The sequence below is a fragment of the Amycolatopsis sp. cmx-11-12 genome, from assembly GCF_046269425.1.
Taxonomy (GTDB): Bacteria; Actinomycetota; Actinomycetes; order Mycobacteriales; family Pseudonocardiaceae; genus Amycolatopsis.
On record NZ_JADNQM010000002.1, the window covers coordinates 257,378 to 274,152 of the forward strand.

Sequence of the window (16,775 nt, forward strand, 5' to 3'; positions counted from 1 at the left end):
AGGTGGCCTTCGTCATACCTACGACGCGGTGACCGTCCAGGTCTCGTCGCCTTCGATCGACACGAACGCGGGGCCGGGCACGGGAACGTCGCCCTTGTAGTCGCCGAGCTGGTTCACGGGGAGATCCGAGAAGTCGTCGCTGTGCACCCACACCGCGGTGCGACCGCTGTTCTTGGTGGTGACAGCAACCGACGAGACGGTGTCGGGCACGGAGAAGACGGCCTCGCTCTTACCCGAGAGGGGCTTGCCCGGCTCCAGCACGGGCAGGCCGCTTTCGTCGGTGATGGTCAGCGTCCAGGCGGCGTTCGCCTTGATCGTGAACGTCTTCGCCCGGTAGCCGGGCATGTCGTTGATCCACTGCGTGCCCTTGTAGGGGCCGCTGTCGTTGACGATCAGCTCGTTCTCGGTGTTGACCGCGACGTGCCCGGAGCACTTCGGACAGTCGAAGGTCACAAAGCCCATGCGCATCGGCCAGGCCATGGTGACCGTCGCGCTTCCCTTGCCCGAGTGCTTCTCCGGGGGTTGGGGGCCGGGCGGCGGGGTGGTCGTGGACGTCGGCGGCGGGGTGGGCACGCCGGAGGAATCACGCAGGCCTTCGGACGCGGCCCGCGGGACGACTCGGCCCATGTTCGGCGGAGAGCAGGCCACCAGACCTGCGGTCAGCAGCACGGCGCTCAAGGCCGCGCACAAACGCCTGATCACGTATCCCCCTAGTCGAGCCCCCAAGGGATCTTCGCCGGGTGATCGCCCAGCGTTACCGCGCCACCCGGCCGAGCGATTCGGGTCACCCGCGCGTGGGTTTCTGCCGCGACGCCTTCGCGGGAGTCCGAAATGGACAAATGCCCGTGATGTAATCCGGCGTTCGCGTTCGAGGAAGGTCACGATGAAGCGCCGACTCAGCACCGTACTCGCCCTCGCACTGTCACTCACCGTGATCGCGTCGCTGCTCACTTCGGCGCAGGCCGCCGAACGGCAGCAGCTCGTTCCCGGCTACGGCTCGTACGCGCGACTCATCCGCCTGGAGCATTCCGCCATCGGCCGCGGCCGCATCCTCGCGTCACTGACCAGCGAAGACTCGAGCGGCAAGTTCACCCCGATCATGGAAAGCACCGACGAGGGCCAGAGCTTTCACAAGATCGGCGAGGTCCGCGACCGCGACGGTCGCAACGGCATGTGCTGCGGAACGCTGTACGAGCTGCCGCAGCGGGTCGGCAGGCTGCGCGCGGGCACTCTGCTGTGGGCCGCGAGTTACCGTCAGGACGCCGGTCCGCAGCGGCGGATCGGCATCAAGATCTGGTACAGCCGCGACGCGGGTCGCAGCTGGTCCTTCCTGTCCGAGGCCGCGCGCTCGCACAACCACGACGGCATCTGGGAGCCGGAGTTCGTCGTCGACGCGGGCGGCACGCTGTGGCTGCACTACGCCGACGAGACCGAGGCGCCGCAGTTCGCGCAGGTGATGAACCGGGTCGCGTCCACCGACGGGGTGCACTGGGGCACCAAGCAGCGCACGATGGCCATCCCGCCCCATCGGGTCCGGCCGGGGATGCCGATCATCCGGCGCCTCCCCGACGGCCGGTACTACCTGGCGTACGAGATCTGCAACTACGGCAACCGCTACTGCGACCCGTACTTCAAGATCTCCTCCGACGGCGCCAACTGGGGCGACCCGCTCGATCCCGGAACCCGCGTGAACACCGCCAGCGGCAACTACTTCCAGCACGCCCAGACGATCACGCTGTTCCCCGGCGGCCCGAACGGCGTGCGGCTGGTGATGGTCGGGCAGATCTACACCAACGCCGCCGGCGTCCCGCAGGGCAAGAACGGCAAGGTCCTGCTCGCCAACGACAACTTCGGCGCCGGGAACTGGTACGAACTGCCCGCGCCGGTCCATGTCACCGGCATCCACAACAACTTCTGCCCCAACTACAGCTCGACACTGCTGCCGGTCGACGGCGGCAAGAACGTGTTGCAGATCTCCACCGAATACAACGACGGCTGCAAGGCCTATTTCGCGAAGGGTCCGGCGTTCTGATCCACCCGGTAGTGTGAGTCGCAGGTCGGACGACTACGAAGCGGGGGCGCTGGATGAAGGGCATCGTGCTGGCGGGGGGCAGCGGGACGCGGCTGCATCCCATCACCCAGGCCATCTCGAAACAGCTGTTGCCGGTCTACGACAAGCCGATGATCTACTACCCGATCTCGGTGCTGATGTTCGCCGGGATCCGCGAGATCCTGATCATCTCGACCCCCGCCGACCTGCCGAACTTCCGCAAGCTCCTCGGTGACGGCAGCCAGTTCGGGCTCAGTTTCAGCTACGCCGAGCAGGCCGCCCCCAACGGGCTGGCCGAGGCGTTCGTCATCGGCGCGGACTTCGTCGGCGACGACCAAGTGGCGCTCGTGCTCGGTGACAACATCTTCTACGGCCAGGGTTTCTCCAGCAGGCTGCAAGCCGCCGCGACCGCGCTCGACGGCTGCGTGCTGTTCGGCTACCCGGTGAAGGATCCGCAGCGCTACGGCGTCGGCGAGATCGACGCCGACGGCAAGCTCCTCTCCATCGAGGAGAAGCCCGAGAAGCCGAAGTCGAACAAGGCCATCACCGGCCTGTACTTCTACGACAACCAGGTACTTGAGATCGCCCGCGACCTCAAGCCTTCCCCGCGCGGCGAACTCGAGATCACCGACGTCAACCTCGCCTACCTGCGGCAGGACCGCGCGACCCTGATCGACCTTGGTCGCGGGTTCGCCTGGCTCGACACCGGCACGCACGACTCGCTGCTGGAAGCGGGCCAGTTCGTGCAGGTCCTCGAACACCGGACGGGCGTCCGGATCGCCTGTCTCGAGGAGGTCGCGCTGCGGATGGGCTTCATCGACGCGGACGAGTGCTTCGCGCTCGGCGCGAAGCTCGCGAAGTCCGGCTACGGCGAATACCTGATGAACGTCGCGCGTACGCAAGGCGCTACCGGCTGAACAGGTGCTCCCGCAGGGTGTCGCCGGTGTAGTCGGTCCGGAAGACACCCAGCTCTTGGAGATGCGGAACGACGTCGTCGACGAACGCGTCCAGTCCGCCAGGGGTCAGGTGCGGCACCAGCACGAAGCCGTCGGCGGCGTCGCTCTGGACGTACTCGTCGATCGATTCGGCGACCTGCCGGGCGGTGCCGACGAACTGCTGGCGCGCGGTCACCTCGATGACCAGTTCGCGGATCGAGAGCTTCTTCTCCTCCGCGATCGCCCGCCATTTCGCGGCCACGGCCAGTGGATCCTTCTCGTGCCGGACGCGGCCCCAGGTGAGCGGTTCGGCGTCGGGATCCGGGTCGACCTCGGGCAGCGGGCCGTCGGCGTCGTAGGCGGAGAGGTCGCGGCTCCAGACCTGTTCGAGGAACTGGATCGCGGTCGCCGGGCGCACCTGCTGGTAGCGGATCTCGCGGGCGTACTCGTGCGCGTCCTCCTCGGTGTCGCCGAGGACGAACGTCGCGGCGGGCATGATCAGCAGCTCGCCGGGCTCGCGACCGTGGGCGGGCAGCCGTCGCTTGACGTCGGCGAAGAACTCCTTGCCGCTTTCCAGCGAACCGTGGCGGCTGAAGATGACGTCGGCGGTCTTGGCGGCGAATTCCCTGCCCTCGTCGGAATCCCCTGCCTGGATGACGATCGGCTGCCCCTGCGGCGTCCTCGGAACGGTGAACTCACCGCGGATGTCGAACTGCTGTCCACTGTGGACGAAGCGGCCGATGCCGCGGGCAAAGACGCCGTTCTCCTTGTCCCCCACCAACGCGTCGGGCGCCCAGCTGTCCCAGAGTTCGCGCACGGTGGCGAGGAATTCCTCGGCGCGACGGTAGCGGTCCTCGCGTTTGAGGAAGCCACCTCGCCGGAAGTTCTGCCCCGTCCACGCGTCGGGTGAGGTGACGACGTTCCACGCGGCGCGACCGCCGGAGAGGTGGTCGATGCTGGCGACCTGGCGTGCGACCTCGTACGGCTCGTTGAAGGTCGACGACAGTGTTCCCGCGAGGCCGAGCCGGGTGGTGACCGCGGAGAGCGCGGCCAGCACGGTGGTGGTGTTCGGCCGCCCGACGACGTCGGAATCGAGGATCTCGCCCGCGTGCTCGCGCAGGCGCAGGCCTTCGGCGAGGAACAGGAAGTCGAACTTGCCCCGCTCGGCCGTGCGCGCCAGGTGCTCGAAGGACGAAAAGTCGATTTGGCTACCCGAACGCGGGTCGCTCCACACGGTCGTGTTGTTGACGCCGGGGAAGTGCGCGGCGAGTTTGACCTGCTTGGGCATCTGTCACGCCTCCGCGTACTGGTTGGCGGCGACCCCGAGGCCGAGGTGGTCGCGCAGGGTGGTGCCGGTGTAGGTCTGCCGGAACAGGCCGGCGCCCTGGAGCGCGGGGACGGTCTCGGCGGTGAAGAGCGCCAGGTCGTCGGGCAGGACGGCGGGCCTGATGTGGAAGCCGTCGAGGTCGCCCGCGTTGGCGAGACGGGGCAGTTCGGCGGCGAGGTCGGTGGGGGTGCCGGTGAAACTCAGGCCCGGCGGGAAGGGCGCGTAGGCCTCCAGTGCGTGGCGGCGGTCGACGGCCGCCTGCTCGGTCTCGGCGAGCACGATGGACAGTCCGGCCAGGAGTTTGGCGTCGGGGAAGCGCTCGCGGGCGTCGCGGACCTCGTCGATCAGGACGACGTCGGCGCCGCGCGCGTACGGCGAGTCGCCGTACACCGCGACGACGGGATGGCCCTGCGGCGGGCGCGGCGTGATCGAAGGTCCCTTGATGCTGAAGAAGCGGCCTTCGAAGTCGACGTAGTGCAGTTTCTCGCGGTCGATGAAGCGGCCTGTGGACTCGTCGCGGATGATCGCGCCGTCCTCCCAGCTGTCCCAGAGGCGCGCGATGACGTCAACGACCTCGGCGTTCTCCGCTTCGGCGTCCACCTCGGACGGCAGGGTGCGCCTGCCGAAGTGCGCGGCCTCGGCTTCGGTGCGCGAAGGCACCGCGAGGACGCCGGCGCGGCCGCGGCTCGCGAAGTCGAGCGAAGCGACGGCCGTCGAGATGTGGAACGGCTCGGTGTGCGTGGTGGTGACCGTCGGGACGAGGCCGATTCCGCTGGTCACCGGGGCTATCGCGGCGAAGGTCAGCAGCGCGTCGAGCCTGCCCCGGACGACCTCTTCACCGCCTGGCTGGAGCGTGAGGGTGTCATCGAGGGTGACGAAGTCGAGCGAAGCCGCTTCGGCGAGCTTCGCGTGCGCTAGGTATTGGGCGGCGGTGAACAAGGCGGCCGGGCGGACGTCGGAAACCCGCCAGGCGGCCGGGTGGTGGCCTGCCCCGTCGAGGGCGACCCCGAGGTGCAACTGCTGTGCGGAACCCATGCCCGGGGAACTCCCCCGCCCACCCCTCGATTCCCCCTCCCACGAGGTGAGACACCCGGCGGCCGATCGCGTTTAGCCCGCTAACTGCGCTCCGGAGGCCGACCTGCGTTTAGCCCCCTAATCGCGATCCGGGGGCGCGTCGCGATTAGCCCCCTAATCGCGATCCCGAGGGCGCGTCGCGATTAGCCCGCTAAACGCGATCTGGAGGCGCGTCGCGATTAGGGGGCTAAACGCGAAACGGCGGGGGGTTAGAAGGGGCGGCGGGCCATTTCCTCCAGGCGGCGGATGCGTTCGGCCATGGGTGGGTGGGTCGAGAAGAGCTTCGAGAGGCCCTCGCCCGGCCGGAAGGGGTTCGCGATCATGAGGTGCGACTGCGACACGAGCTTCGGCTCTGGCACGAGCGGCGCCGCGCGCGTCCCCCGGTCGAGTTTCCGCAGCGCCGACGCCAGCCCGAGCGGGTCGCCGGTGAGTTCCGCGCCCGACGCGTCGGCCTGGTACTCCCGCGACCGGCTCACCCCGAGCTTCACGACGGCGGCCGCGATCGGCCCGATCAGCACCAGCAGCAACGCGACCAGCGGGCTGTCGCCGTCCTCGCGGTTGCCGCCGCCGAAGACGCTGGTGAACATCGCGATGTTGGCGATCACGCTGATCACGCTCGCCAGCGCACCCGCGACACAGGAAATGAGGATGTCGCGGTTGTAGACATGGGACAGCTCGTGCCCCAGCACGGCCCGCAGTTCGCGTTCGTCGAGCAGGCCGAGGATGCCGGTGGTGCAGCAGACCGCCGCGTGCCGGGGGCTGCGGCCGGTGGCGAACGCGTTCGGGGCCTGCGTCGGGCTGATGTAGAGCCGCGGCACCGGCTGACGCGCGGTGGTCGCCAGTTCACGCACGATCCGGTACATCGCCGGCTGCTCGGCTTCGGAAACCGGGCGGGCGCACATGGCCCGCAGCGCCAGCTTGCCGGAGTTGAAATAGGCGTAGGCGTTGACCCCGAGCGCCACCAGCAGGCCGATGACCAGCGCGCCCCGTCCGAAGAACCCGCTGATCCCGACGATGAGCGCGGACAGCACGCCGAGCAGGACGACGGTCTTCAGCCCGTTCTGGTGTTTGTGCACGGCGTCCTGCTCCTTTCTTTCTCCGAGCATTCGGACGAGGGGAGGTTACTCATCGGAAACAACGCGATCGGGGGACGCTAAGTTCCTTCGCCCGGCCGGACCGCGGGTTATCGTCGAGCCCCGGAACGATCATCGGGAGGCGCCTGTGCGAGGACCCGAACTGAGCCGCCGAGCCCTGCTCACGCTGGCCGCGGCAGGCGCTTCCGCGGTCGCCTTCGCGCCGGCGGCCAGAGCCCAGAAAGTCCTCCTCGTCGAGGTCGGGGGCACCCCGGAGGCGATCGCGGTGAATTCCGTCACCGGCTTCGCCTACGTCTCGGACCCGGCCACCGGCACGATCGTCGTGCTCGACTCGCGGACCGACACCGTCGGCGCGGTGATCCCGGTCGGCGGCCAGCCCGCCGGGCTGGCGGTGGACACCGTGACCAACCGGGTCTTCGTCACCAATCCGCCCGCCGGGACCGTCCTCGTCGTCGACGGGCGGACCAACGACGTCGTCAGCGTGATCCCCGCCGGTCCGGGGGCGTCCAGTGTCGACGTCGACGAGCAGGCGAACCGCATCTACGCGGTCAGCGACCTCACCGGGAAGCTCGCCGTCCTCGACGGCGTCGGCTGCCGCCTGCTGAAACTGGTCCCGGGGCCCACACCCGCCCTGTCCTCGATCGCGGTGGACGGCGGCCGCAAACTCGCGCACTGCACCAGCACGGGCACGGACTCACTGGAGATCTTCGACATCGGAGCGGAGAAGTTCACCGGCGGCGTCAAGGTGGGCAAGTCACCGACCGGGGTCGCCGTGCACCGAGGGACCGGCACGGTGTTCGTCGCGAATTCGGCGATCCATCATCTGTCCGTTGTGGACGCGGACGCGCGCAAGGAAAAGGCGACGGTGCTGCTGCGCTCGGAATCGTCGGCCGTCGCGGTCCACCAAGGCACGAACACCGTTTACACCAACGGAGGCCCCAACGGCATCGCCCGGGTCGACGGCGTGACGAACCTGCTCACCGGTGACCTGTCACTCGGGGTGAACCCGGGCGCGGTCGCGGTCGACCAGCGCGCCAAAACGGTGTACGTGACGGATCCCTTGCGCGGCAGGGTTTCCTTGATCAAGGATTTCTGAGGAAAGCTCTGACGACACTCGCCCGCCCCGCCACCCGCGGGCATGATGGCGGGGTGAGCGAGTACGAATTGCGCGGCGGGCTGCAACCGGACGTGTCGGCGGTGGCCGCCGTACTGGCACACCACGGTGTCGAAGGACCGGACGGGAAGGCGCCCAGTGAGGCGTTGATCTTCGCCGCGTCCGGCGGGACCGGGGCCGGATACATCCTGTGGGACTTCGCGCACGAGACGATGTCGACGATCGTGTTCGGCTTCCGTGCGCGCTGGCAGTATCCGCAGGAGTGGCTGAAGTCCACAGTGGACCGTCTGGGCCTGCGGGCGGACATCCACACCACCGGCGGCAAACGCGCCGCCGCGAAACGGCTCACCGCGGACCTCGAAGCGGGGCGGCCGGTGATCGTCCTGCCCGACCGCGAGTCGCTCGGTTACTGGCATCTGCCGCCGGAGATGTCCGGTGGTGGCGGGCATTTCGTCGTCGCGTACGGCGAAGAGGACGGCCGGGTGCTCGTCGACGACCGGAACTTCGCCCCGCTGACGGTCGACCGGAAGACGTTCGACGCCGCGCGCGGCCGGGTCGGCTCGTACAAGAACCTGCTCGCGACGATCGAGCCCGGCGAGGTCGCCGACTGGCGGGTGGCCGTGCGCGGCGGGCTGACGGACTGCGCGCGGAACCTCTCGGCGTCGTCGAAGTCGTTCTCGCTGCCCGCCTGGGGGCGCTGGGCGAAGGCGATGACCGACGAACGCGACCCCAAGGGCTGGCCGCGCGCGTTCGGCGAGCGGCGCGGTCTCGTCGGGGCGTTGCTCAACGTCTGGGAAAGCGTCACCCCGGCCGGGATGGAGGGCGGGCATCTGCGCGGGCTGTTCGCCGACGCGCTCACCGAGGCCTCCGGGCTGCTCGACCTCCCCGCCCTGGGTGAACAGGCCACGACCTGGCGCGGGATCGCCGAACGCTGGGCGGAACTGGCCGAGACCGCCGTCCCGGCGTCGAACGCGGAGTTCGCCTGGGTGCGCGGGCTGGTCAGCACGGTGTCGGCGGGCGTCCGCGAGGGCGACGCGGGGCAGGACGCGGCCGCCGCGGCCGGCGAGGAGATGTGGAAACTCCGCGCGCACTACAACGACGAGATGCCGTTCACCGACGTCGAGGTCGGCGATCTGTTCGCCGCGATGGGCACGCAGATCCGGGACATCCACACCGCCGAGAGCACCGCGATCCGCGAGCTCTCCGAAGCCCTGATGGAGTGAACCCGGCCCGGTGTCCGTTGCGCCGCGCGGCCGGATCGGCCCGCGATCGTTGAAGATCAACTTCGTGCACGCACATCCGCTGGGGACGACGCCCGAGCGCCCCGCCCCCGAGATCCACCTTTACCGCCACCGCCTGCGTGTCACCGACCTGGACCATCTCGGCTACGTCGGGAACGTCCGGCTGCTGGACTACTTCCAGGAAGCCCAGGTCGCGATGCTCGATCCGCTGCGCGAACGCGTCTTCCAGGCGAAGGGACCGGCCTACCTGATCGCGAAGCACAACGTCAGCTACGTGCGGCGGCTGACGTTCCGCGACCATCCGGTCGAGGTGGAGACCGTGGTCGGCCGGATCGGGACCTGCGACATCATGGTGAACAGCAGGCTCCGCGACGACAGGGCCGTCTACGCGCGCTGCCGCACCATCTGGGTCGCGTGCACCCTGCCCGACGGCGGCACCCGCCGCCTCGACGAAGAGGAACGCGCGCGGCTGACGCGGTTCAGCGGGACGATCGACGAGATCCCCGCCGCCCGCTGAAAACAGGTTTTTAACCGTTTATGCTCCATTTCCCGCAATACCGGAAAACGGCTGGGCCGTTCAGCGGCTGATCATCACCCTTTTCGGCCGGTACCTTCGAAAGACCTCTCCCCTGCAGAGATCCCCGGAGGTATTTCATGCCACGGTCGAAGTCTGTCCGCCTTCTCGCGCCCTTGGTCGGCGCCCTCATGCTGACGAGCGGGGTCGCTGTCGCCGCCCCTGCCGAAGGCGACCCCCAATTCATCCGCCTGGCCAGCAGGACCTTCGATCCGCTCAGCCAGCGGACGGCCACGAGTCATGACTGGAAAGGCGCCTACCTGCTCCAGGTCCGGGGTGCGCTGACCGACGTACAGCGCGGGCAATTGCGCGCACTCGGCGTGCGAATCGGGACCTATATTCCCGATTTCGCCTACGTGGTCCGACTGAAGCCGGAGAACAGGGAATCGGTCACGAAATTGAATTTCGTCCGCTGGCTCGGCGAATACCGGCCGGACGACAAGGTGGAGATCTCACTGGCCGCGACCGGTGACTACCTGGTGACGCTGGTCGAATCCGACGCGCGGGACCAGCGTGCGGTCGCCGAACGGATCCTGCGGCTCGAGGGCGGCATCGAGGCGATCTCGCAGAGCGGACAGCACATCGTCGCGAGACTCGGCTCCGGCCAGGTCGCCGCCGTGGCCCAGGGTGCCGAGGTGCTCGCCGTCGGCGCGATCACCGCCCCCGAGACCGACATGGCGAACGCGCGGGAAAGCAGCGGCGCGAACCACATCGAGAGTGTCGGCGGCTACCGCGGTCAGGGCGTGCGCGGTGAGGTGATGGACGGCGGGCTGCGCGTCACCCACCAGGAGTTCAAGGCGCGGCCGACGGTGATGCACGGTTCGAACTCGACCAGCACCAGCCACGGCACTTCGACGTACGGCCAGATCTTCGCGTCCGGCGTGAGCGCGCCGCAGCGCGGACTGCTGCCCGAAGGCCAGGGCATCTTCGCGACCTACAACAAGCCCGACCGCTACGCCCACACCAAGGAACTGGTCGACCCGGCGGGCAAGTACCGCGCGGTGTTCCAGAGCAACAGCTGGGGCGGTGGGCTGACGACGGCGTACAACTCGGTTTCGGCCGAGCTCGACCGCATCGTTTTCGACCACGACCTGCTGATCTGCCAGTCGCAGAGCAACGCCGGGACACAGCAGTCGCGGCCGCAGGCCTGGTCGAAGAACGTGCTGTCGGTCGGCGGGCAGTACCACTACAACACCCTCGGCCGCACCGACGACAAGTGGAGCGGCGGCGCCAGCATCGGCCCGGCCGCCGACGGGCGGATCAAACCGGAACTGTCGAACTATTACGACCGGATCGACACGACGTCGTCCGGCAGTGACACCTCGTACACCACGTCGTTCGGCGGCACGAGTGGCGCCACTCCGATCACCTGCGGGAACGCCGGCCTGCTGTTCCAGATGTGGGCCGACGGCGTGTTCGACGGCGCCCCCGGCAAGGGCCGCGACGTCTTCACGAGCCGCCCGCACGCCGCGACCGCGAAAGCGCTGCTGATCAACGGGGCCGACCAGTTCGCGTTCACCGGCACCTCGCACGACATGACCCGGACGCACCAGGGCTGGGGCACCGCGAACGTGCGGTACCTGCACGAACAGGCCAAGGCGAACGGGTGGAAGCTGCCGGTGCTGGTCAACGAGACGGATCTGCTGGGCACCGGGCAGTCCAAGAAGTACACGGTCGCGGTGAACGGGTCCAAGCAGTTCAAGGCGACGCTGGCCTACACCGACCCGGCGGGCTCGCCGAGCGCGTCGGTCACCCGGGTCAACGACCTGACGCTGAAGGTCACCGCGCCGAACGGGACCGTGTACTACGGCAACAACGGGTTGAAGGCGGGCAACTTCTCGACCGCGGGCGGGTCGCCGAACACCGTCGACACGGTGGAGAACGTCATCCTCGAGAAGCCGGCCGCGGGTACGTGGACGGTGGAGGTCGTGGCGACGCAGGTGAACGCCGACGGGCACCCGGAGACTTCGGCGACCGATGCGGACTACGCGTTGGTGGTTTCTTGACGGTAGTTGCTGCTGCTTTGCGCGTGAAGGCCCCCTTCCCTCGGCTGGTCATTCAAGGGAAGGGGGCCTTCACGCGGGTCGCACGCATCGCGTTTAGGTGACTAAACGCGATAGGGCCATCAGGTGTCGCGAAAGCCACTTTCGCGACGTCTAACGTCGTGAAAGTGGCTTTCGCGACACCGGGCCAGGAGCGTGAGCAGTGTTCCGTGCTCACCCTCGGTAGCGTTCCGGCTGCCCATTGCCCGCGCCCGGATGGCCGAGACGGCAGGTTTCGGTTGGGAGACAGAAGCACGAGAGCTCTGAAAGGCATGTAACGAGGCGACCCGGGGTGCCGACGTCTGGGATACGTGACGCGAGCCTAGGAGCCTTTCGATGACCACCTGCCGACTCTGCGGCTCGGCCCATCTCGCCAGTGTCGTCGACCTCGGGGCGACTCCGCCATGCGAGCGATTCCTGACCGCGGAGCAGCTCGCGGAACCGGAGCCGACTTACCCCCTGCACCTCCAGGTCTGCACCGAATGCTGGCTCGCCCAGATCCCGCCGCTGATCACCCCGGAAGAGACGTTCACCGAATACGCGTACTTCTCGTCGTATTCCGCCTCCTGGGTCGAACACGCCAAGACGTTCGTCGACGGCGCTGTGGAGCGGCTCGGGTTGGATGAGTCCTCGTTCGTCGTCGAGGTCGCCAGCAACGACGGCTATCTGCTCAAACACGTTGTGGCACAGCAGATCCGCTGTCTCGGCGTGGAACCTTCGGTGAACGTGGGCCAAGCCGCGCGTGACGCCGGGGTGCCGACGAAGACCGCCTTCCTCAGTCCCGAGAGCGGAAACGAAGTCCGCGAGGAGCACGGTCCAGCGGACCTCGTCGTGGCGAACAACGTTTACGCGCACATTCCGGACATCATCGGCTTCACGCACGGGCTCCGCTCCCTCGTCGCCGATGACGGCTGGGTCAGCATCGAGGTCCAGCACCTGCTGACGCTGATCCAGGACAACCAGTACGACACGATCTACCACGAGCACTTCCAGTACTACACGGTGGAATCCGCGCGCCGGGCGCTGGCGCGGGGCGGATTGTCCGTTGTGGACGTCGAACTCCTGCCCACCCACGGCGGTTCCATCCGGCTGTGGGCGCGTCCGGACGCCGTCGCGGGCGAGCCGAGTGAGCGGATGACGCGGATCCTCGACGCCGAAAAGGCGGCCGGGTTGCACGAAATGTCCGGCTACACCGAATTCTCCGAGCGGGTCACCAAGGTCCGGCTCGACCTGAACAAGTTTCTCACCGACGCGGCGCTCGAAGGCAAGACCGTCGTCGGCTACGGCGCACCCGGCAAGGGCAACACGCTGCTGAACCACTGCGGCATCCGGCCGGACGTGCTGCGGTACACCGTCGACCGCAACCCGTACAAGCACGGCCGGTTCACCCCCGGCACCCGGATCCCCATTCTGCCGCCGGAGCGCATCGAGGCGGACCGGCCCGACTACGTGCTCGTCCTTCCGTGGAATCTCCGGGAGGAATTGACCGCCCAATTGTCCTTTGTCGGCGAGTGGGGCGGAAAACTGGTCTTCCCCATCCCGCACCTGGAAATCGTCGAGGTGAAGTCGTGAAGGTAGTCCTCTTCTGCGGCGGCTACGGCATGCGGATGCGCAACGGTGACGCGTCCGACGTGCCGAAGCCGATGGCCATGGTCGGCCCCAGACCCCTGATCTGGCACGTGATGCGCTATTACGCGCATTTCGGTCACACCGAGTTCATTCTCTGCCTCGGTTACGGCGCGCACCACATCAAGGAATTCTTCCTCAATTACCAGGAGACCACCTCCAACGATTTCGTCCTGCGCAACGGCAAGGCGGAACTGCTGTCGACCGACATCGCGGACTGGTCGATCTCCTTCGTCCAGACCGGTCTCGAATCGGCCATCGGCGAGCGACTTCGCCGGGTGCGCCCGTTTCTCGAGGGCGACGAGATGTTCCTCGCCAACTACGCCGACGTCCTCACCGACGCCCCGCTGCCGGAGATGATCGAGCGTTTCTCGGCCTCCGACGCCGGCGCGTCGATGATGGTCGTGCCGCCGCAGTCGTCGTTCCACTGCGTCGAAATGGGCGAGGACGGCCTGATCGGCGCGCTGACCCCGGTCAGCGAGATGCCGCTGTGGGAGAACGGCGGGTACTTCGTGCTGCGCCAGGAGGTCTTCGACCACATCCCCGAGGGCGGCGACCTGGTGGCCGACGGCTGCGGCGAACTCGCCAAGCGGGGCAAGCTGCTCGCGTACCCGTACCGCGGGTTCTGGAAGCCGACCGACACCGTCAAGGAACGCGTCCAGCTGGACGACGCCTACGCGCACGGAGACCGCCCGTGGGCGCGGTGGGAGCGCGAATCCGCGACGGCGAGCACGGCGTGATCGCTCTCGGTACCGGCGGGATCGAGCGGATCGTCGCGCTCGGCGCGCATTGTGACGACATCGCCATCGGGGCGGGCGGCAGTTTGTTGACCATTTGCGACCAAAATCCGGGTGTCCGGGTCGACGCGCTCGTCCTGTCCGGCGGCGGCACCGAACGGGAGGCCGAGGAGCGCGCCGCGCTCGCGGCCTTCTGCCCCAGTGCCGACGTCGAGGTCACCGTGCTCAAACTGCCCGACGGCCGGTTCCCCGCGCATTGGGAAGAGGCCAAGAACGGGCTGGAGGAACTGCGCCGCCGCACCGACCCGGACCTCGTCCTCTCGCCGCGCACGGCCGACGCGCATCAGGACCATCGCGGTCTGGCGACGCTGGTGCCGACGGTGTTCCGCACCCATCTCCAGCTGGAGTACGAGATCGCCAAATGGGACGGCGACCTCGGCAAACCCACCGCGTACGTCCCGCTTTCCCCCGAACTGGCCGAGGAGAAGGTCCGCCTGCTGCAGGAGCATTACGCCTCGCAGCGGCACCGCCCTTGGTACGACCGGGAAGCCTTCCTCGGCCTCGCCCGCATTCGCGGTATCGAATGCGGGCAGCGCTATGCGGAGGCCTTCGACCTCAAGAAACTCACGCTCGACCTCTCCTCGAAAGGCTGAAAGCCATGCGTGTGCTGCTGACCGGGCATAAGGGTTACCTCGGCACGGTGATGGCCCCGGTGCTGGCCGCCGCCGGCCACGAGGTGATCGGCCTCGACTCCGGTCTCTACGACACCTGCGTGCTGGGCCCCCGGCCCGAGGATCCCGAGGGCTACGAGGTCGACCTTCGTGACGTCACGGCCGAGCACGTGTCCGGAGTGGACGCCGTGATCCACCTCGGCGCGCTGTCGAACGACCCGCTCGGTTCGCTGGCGCCGGATCTGACCTACGACATCAACCACCACGCCTCGGTCAAGCTCGCCAAGCTGGCGAAGGACGCCGGAGTCAAGCGGTACCTCTACGCCTCGACGTGCTCGGTCTACGGCGCCTCGGGCGGTGACGGCCTGGTCGACGAGGACGCGCCGCTGCGCCCGGTGACGCCGTACGCCGAGTCGAAGGTGCGGGTCGAGGACGACGTCCAGGAACTCGCCGACGACGACTTCAGCCCGGTGTACATGCGCAACGCCACCGCGTTCGGCTTCTCGCCGCGGCTGCGCGGCGACATCGTGCTCAACAACCTGACCGCGCACGCCCACCTCTCCGGCGAGGTGCTGGTGCTCTCCGACGGCACGCCGTGGCGGCCACTGGTGCACGCCAAGGACATCGCGCGTGCCTTCACCGCGGCGCTGGAAGCACCGAAGGAGGCAATCCACGGCAAGGCGTTCAACATCGGCACCGAACGCAACAACGTGACCGTCGCCGAGATCGCCGAGGAGGTCGTCGAGGCCGTTCCCGGCTCGACGCTGCGGATCACCGGCGAGGCGGGCGCGGACCCGCGCTCCTACCGGGTCGACTTCTCCCGGTTCCGCGCGGCGATTCCCGGTTTCGACTGCGACTGGTCGGTCAAGGACGGCGCGCTCGAACTGATCGAGGCCTACCGGACCCACGGCCTCACCGAACACGGCTTCCAGCGCCTGTTCACCCGCCTGGCGCGGTTGCAGGACCGCACCGCCGCGGGCGAACTCGACGACACCTTGCGGCGTCGCTGATGACTCACCGGGAACTGGAGACGGGCGCCGACCTCGAGAAGCTGGTCGAGCGCCTGTATCCGCTGTGCCGCAGCATCACCGGCGACGGCGTCCGCGCCACGCTGGAGATCGTCGGCGAGCACATCCCGCTGGAGATCCACGAGGTCCCCACCGGCACGCAGGTACTGGACTGGACGGTGCCGCAGGAGTGGAACATCCGCGACGCCTACATCAAGGACGCCTCCGGACGGCGCGTGGTCGATTTCCAGGAGTCGAACCTGCACGTCGTCGGCTACAGCGTCCCGGTGTCGAGGAAGATGCCACTCGCCGAACTGCGCGAACACCTGCACACCTTGCCGGACCAGCCGTCCTGGGTGCCGTACCGGACCAGCTACTACTCGCCGACCTGGGGTTTCTGCCTGGCGCAGGAAACCCTCGACGCGATGCCGGACGGCGAGTACGAGGTGCACATCGATTCCACTTTGGACGATGGGCACCTCACCTACGCCGAACACGTCGTGCCGGGCGAGGTCGCCGACGAGGTGATCATCTCCTGCCACACCTGCCATCCCTCGCTGGCGAACGACAACGTCGCCGGGATCGCGATCGCCGCCGCTTTCGCGCAGACGCTCGAAAATCCCCACTACACCTATCGGTTCCTGTTCATGCCGGGGACGATCGGCGCCATCACCTGGCTCGCGCGCAACACCGACCGCGTCGGCCGGATCAAGGCCGGGCTCGTGCTGGCGTGCGCCGGCGACCCGGGATCGCTGACCTACAAGCGAAGCCGCCGGGGCGACGCCGAGATCGACCGCGTCCTCGAGTACGTCCTCGCCGAGCGCGAGCACAAGATCGTGGACTTCTCGCCGTACGGGTACGACGAGCGGCAGTTCTGTTCGCCCGGTTTCAACCTCGGTGTCGGATCGCTGACGAGGACGCCGTACGCGGGTTACCCCGAATACCACACCTCCGCCGACAACCTCGATTTCGTTTCCACGGCGGCGATGGAGGAGACTCTCCAGACCTTGCGGGACGTACACGCCGTCCTCGACCGTAACCGCAGCTACGTCAACCTCAGTCCCTACGGCGAGCCGCAGCTCGGCAAGCGCGGGCTGTACGGCTCGCTCGGCGGGAGGAGCGACGCCAAACAAGCCCAGATGGCCATGCTCTGGGTGCTCAACCTCTCGGACGGCGAGCACAGCCTGCTCGACGTCGCCGAGCGGTCCGGGCTGCCGTTCGATTCCGTCGTCGCCGCCACTCGGGCGCTGCACGACGCCGGATTGCTCAAGGATTAGAGGCCG

Annotated in this window: 15 protein-coding genes; 11 read left to right on the forward strand and 4 right to left on the reverse strand. The window is 68.1% G+C overall.

From position 1 onward, the window contains the following. Positions 1-18: 18 nt before the first annotated feature. Positions 19-702 carry a hypothetical protein gene (locus ACLARN_RS03690; protein ID WP_409489849.1) on the reverse strand — a complete coding sequence of 228 codons (684 nt, stop codon included), beginning with the start codon at positions 700-702 and terminating at the stop codon, positions 19-21. Between the two features lie 181 nt (positions 703-883). Here ACLARN_RS03690 and ACLARN_RS03695 point away from each other — a divergent pair, with 181 nt between their 5' ends. Together ACLARN_RS03695 and rfbA are read left to right on the forward strand one after the other, a co-directional pair. Continuing rightward, complete coding sequence (locus ACLARN_RS03695; RefSeq protein WP_409489850.1) at positions 884-2,032, forward strand: sialidase family protein; 1,149 nt, start codon at positions 884-886, stop codon at positions 2,030-2,032. 53 nt (positions 2,033-2,085) lie between these two features. Next, positions 2,086-2,967, forward strand: a complete 882-nt coding sequence (gene rfbA, locus ACLARN_RS03700; RefSeq protein ID WP_409489851.1) for a glucose-1-phosphate thymidylyltransferase RfbA — start codon at positions 2,086-2,088, stop codon at positions 2,965-2,967. Here the strand turns inward: rfbA and ACLARN_RS03705 are convergent. The 3 genes from ACLARN_RS03705 to htpX form a co-directional block, all read right to left on the reverse strand. Further along, positions 2,957-4,273, reverse strand: a complete 1,317-nt coding sequence (locus ACLARN_RS03705; RefSeq protein ID WP_409489852.1) for an NtaA/DmoA family FMN-dependent monooxygenase — start codon at positions 4,271-4,273, stop codon at positions 2,957-2,959. The genes rfbA and ACLARN_RS03705 overlap by 11 nt on opposite strands. A gap of 3 nt (positions 4,274-4,276) precedes the next feature. Then, positions 4,277-5,347, reverse strand: a complete 1,071-nt coding sequence (locus ACLARN_RS03710) for an LLM class flavin-dependent oxidoreductase (protein ID WP_409489853.1) — start codon at positions 5,345-5,347, stop codon at positions 4,277-4,279. Between the two features lie 248 nt (positions 5,348-5,595). Next, positions 5,596-6,462 carry a zinc metalloprotease HtpX gene (gene htpX, locus ACLARN_RS03715; RefSeq protein ID WP_409490012.1) on the reverse strand — a complete coding sequence of 289 codons (867 nt, stop codon included), beginning with the start codon at positions 6,460-6,462 and terminating at the stop codon, positions 5,596-5,598. A gap of 145 nt (positions 6,463-6,607) precedes the next feature. Here htpX and ACLARN_RS03720 point away from each other — a divergent pair, with 145 nt between their 5' ends. From ACLARN_RS03720 to ACLARN_RS03760, 9 genes are all read left to right on the forward strand, one after another. Beyond that, entirely contained in the window at positions 6,608-7,576 is a 969-nt protein-coding gene (locus ACLARN_RS03720) for a YncE family protein (protein WP_409489854.1), read from the forward strand. Between the two features lie 53 nt (positions 7,577-7,629). Beyond that, positions 7,630-8,817 (forward strand): BtrH N-terminal domain-containing protein, encoded by a 1,188-nt coding sequence (locus ACLARN_RS03725; RefSeq protein WP_409489855.1) that lies wholly within the window; start codon positions 7,630-7,632, stop codon positions 8,815-8,817. Positions 8,818-8,827: 10 nt separating this feature from the next. Further along, positions 8,828-9,352, forward strand: a complete 525-nt coding sequence (locus tag ACLARN_RS03730) for an acyl-CoA thioesterase (RefSeq protein WP_409489856.1) — start codon at positions 8,828-8,830, stop codon at positions 9,350-9,352. Positions 9,353-9,489: 137 nt separating this feature from the next. Further along, positions 9,490-11,415, forward strand: coding sequence for a S8 family serine peptidase (locus ACLARN_RS03735; protein WP_409489857.1), 1,926 nt, complete (start codon positions 9,490-9,492; stop codon positions 11,413-11,415). A gap of 372 nt (positions 11,416-11,787) precedes the next feature. After that, positions 11,788-13,023: a class I SAM-dependent methyltransferase gene (locus ACLARN_RS03740; RefSeq protein WP_409489858.1), complete on the forward strand. Its 1,236-nt coding sequence runs from the start codon at positions 11,788-11,790 to the stop codon at positions 13,021-13,023. Next, the gene (locus ACLARN_RS03745; protein WP_409489859.1) at positions 13,020-13,817 is read left to right on the forward strand and encodes a glucose-1-phosphate cytidylyltransferase; all 798 of its coding nucleotides are present in this window, start codon (positions 13,020-13,022) and stop codon (positions 13,815-13,817) included. Before ACLARN_RS03740 ends, ACLARN_RS03745 begins: the two co-directional genes overlap by 4 nt. Next, the gene (locus ACLARN_RS03750) at positions 13,814-14,467 is read left to right on the forward strand and encodes a PIG-L deacetylase family protein (protein WP_409490013.1); all 654 of its coding nucleotides are present in this window, start codon (positions 13,814-13,816) and stop codon (positions 14,465-14,467) included. Before ACLARN_RS03745 ends, ACLARN_RS03750 begins: the two co-directional genes overlap by 4 nt. A gap of 5 nt (positions 14,468-14,472) precedes the next feature. Next, complete coding sequence (locus tag ACLARN_RS03755; RefSeq protein ID WP_409489860.1) at positions 14,473-15,495, forward strand: NAD-dependent epimerase/dehydratase family protein; 1,023 nt, start codon at positions 14,473-14,475, stop codon at positions 15,493-15,495. Continuing rightward, entirely contained in the window at positions 15,495-16,769 is a 1,275-nt protein-coding gene (locus ACLARN_RS03760; protein WP_409489861.1) for a DUF4910 domain-containing protein, read from the forward strand. The genes ACLARN_RS03755 and ACLARN_RS03760 overlap by 1 nt, the downstream gene beginning before the upstream one ends. The last annotated feature ends 6 nt before the right edge of the window (positions 16,770-16,775 follow it).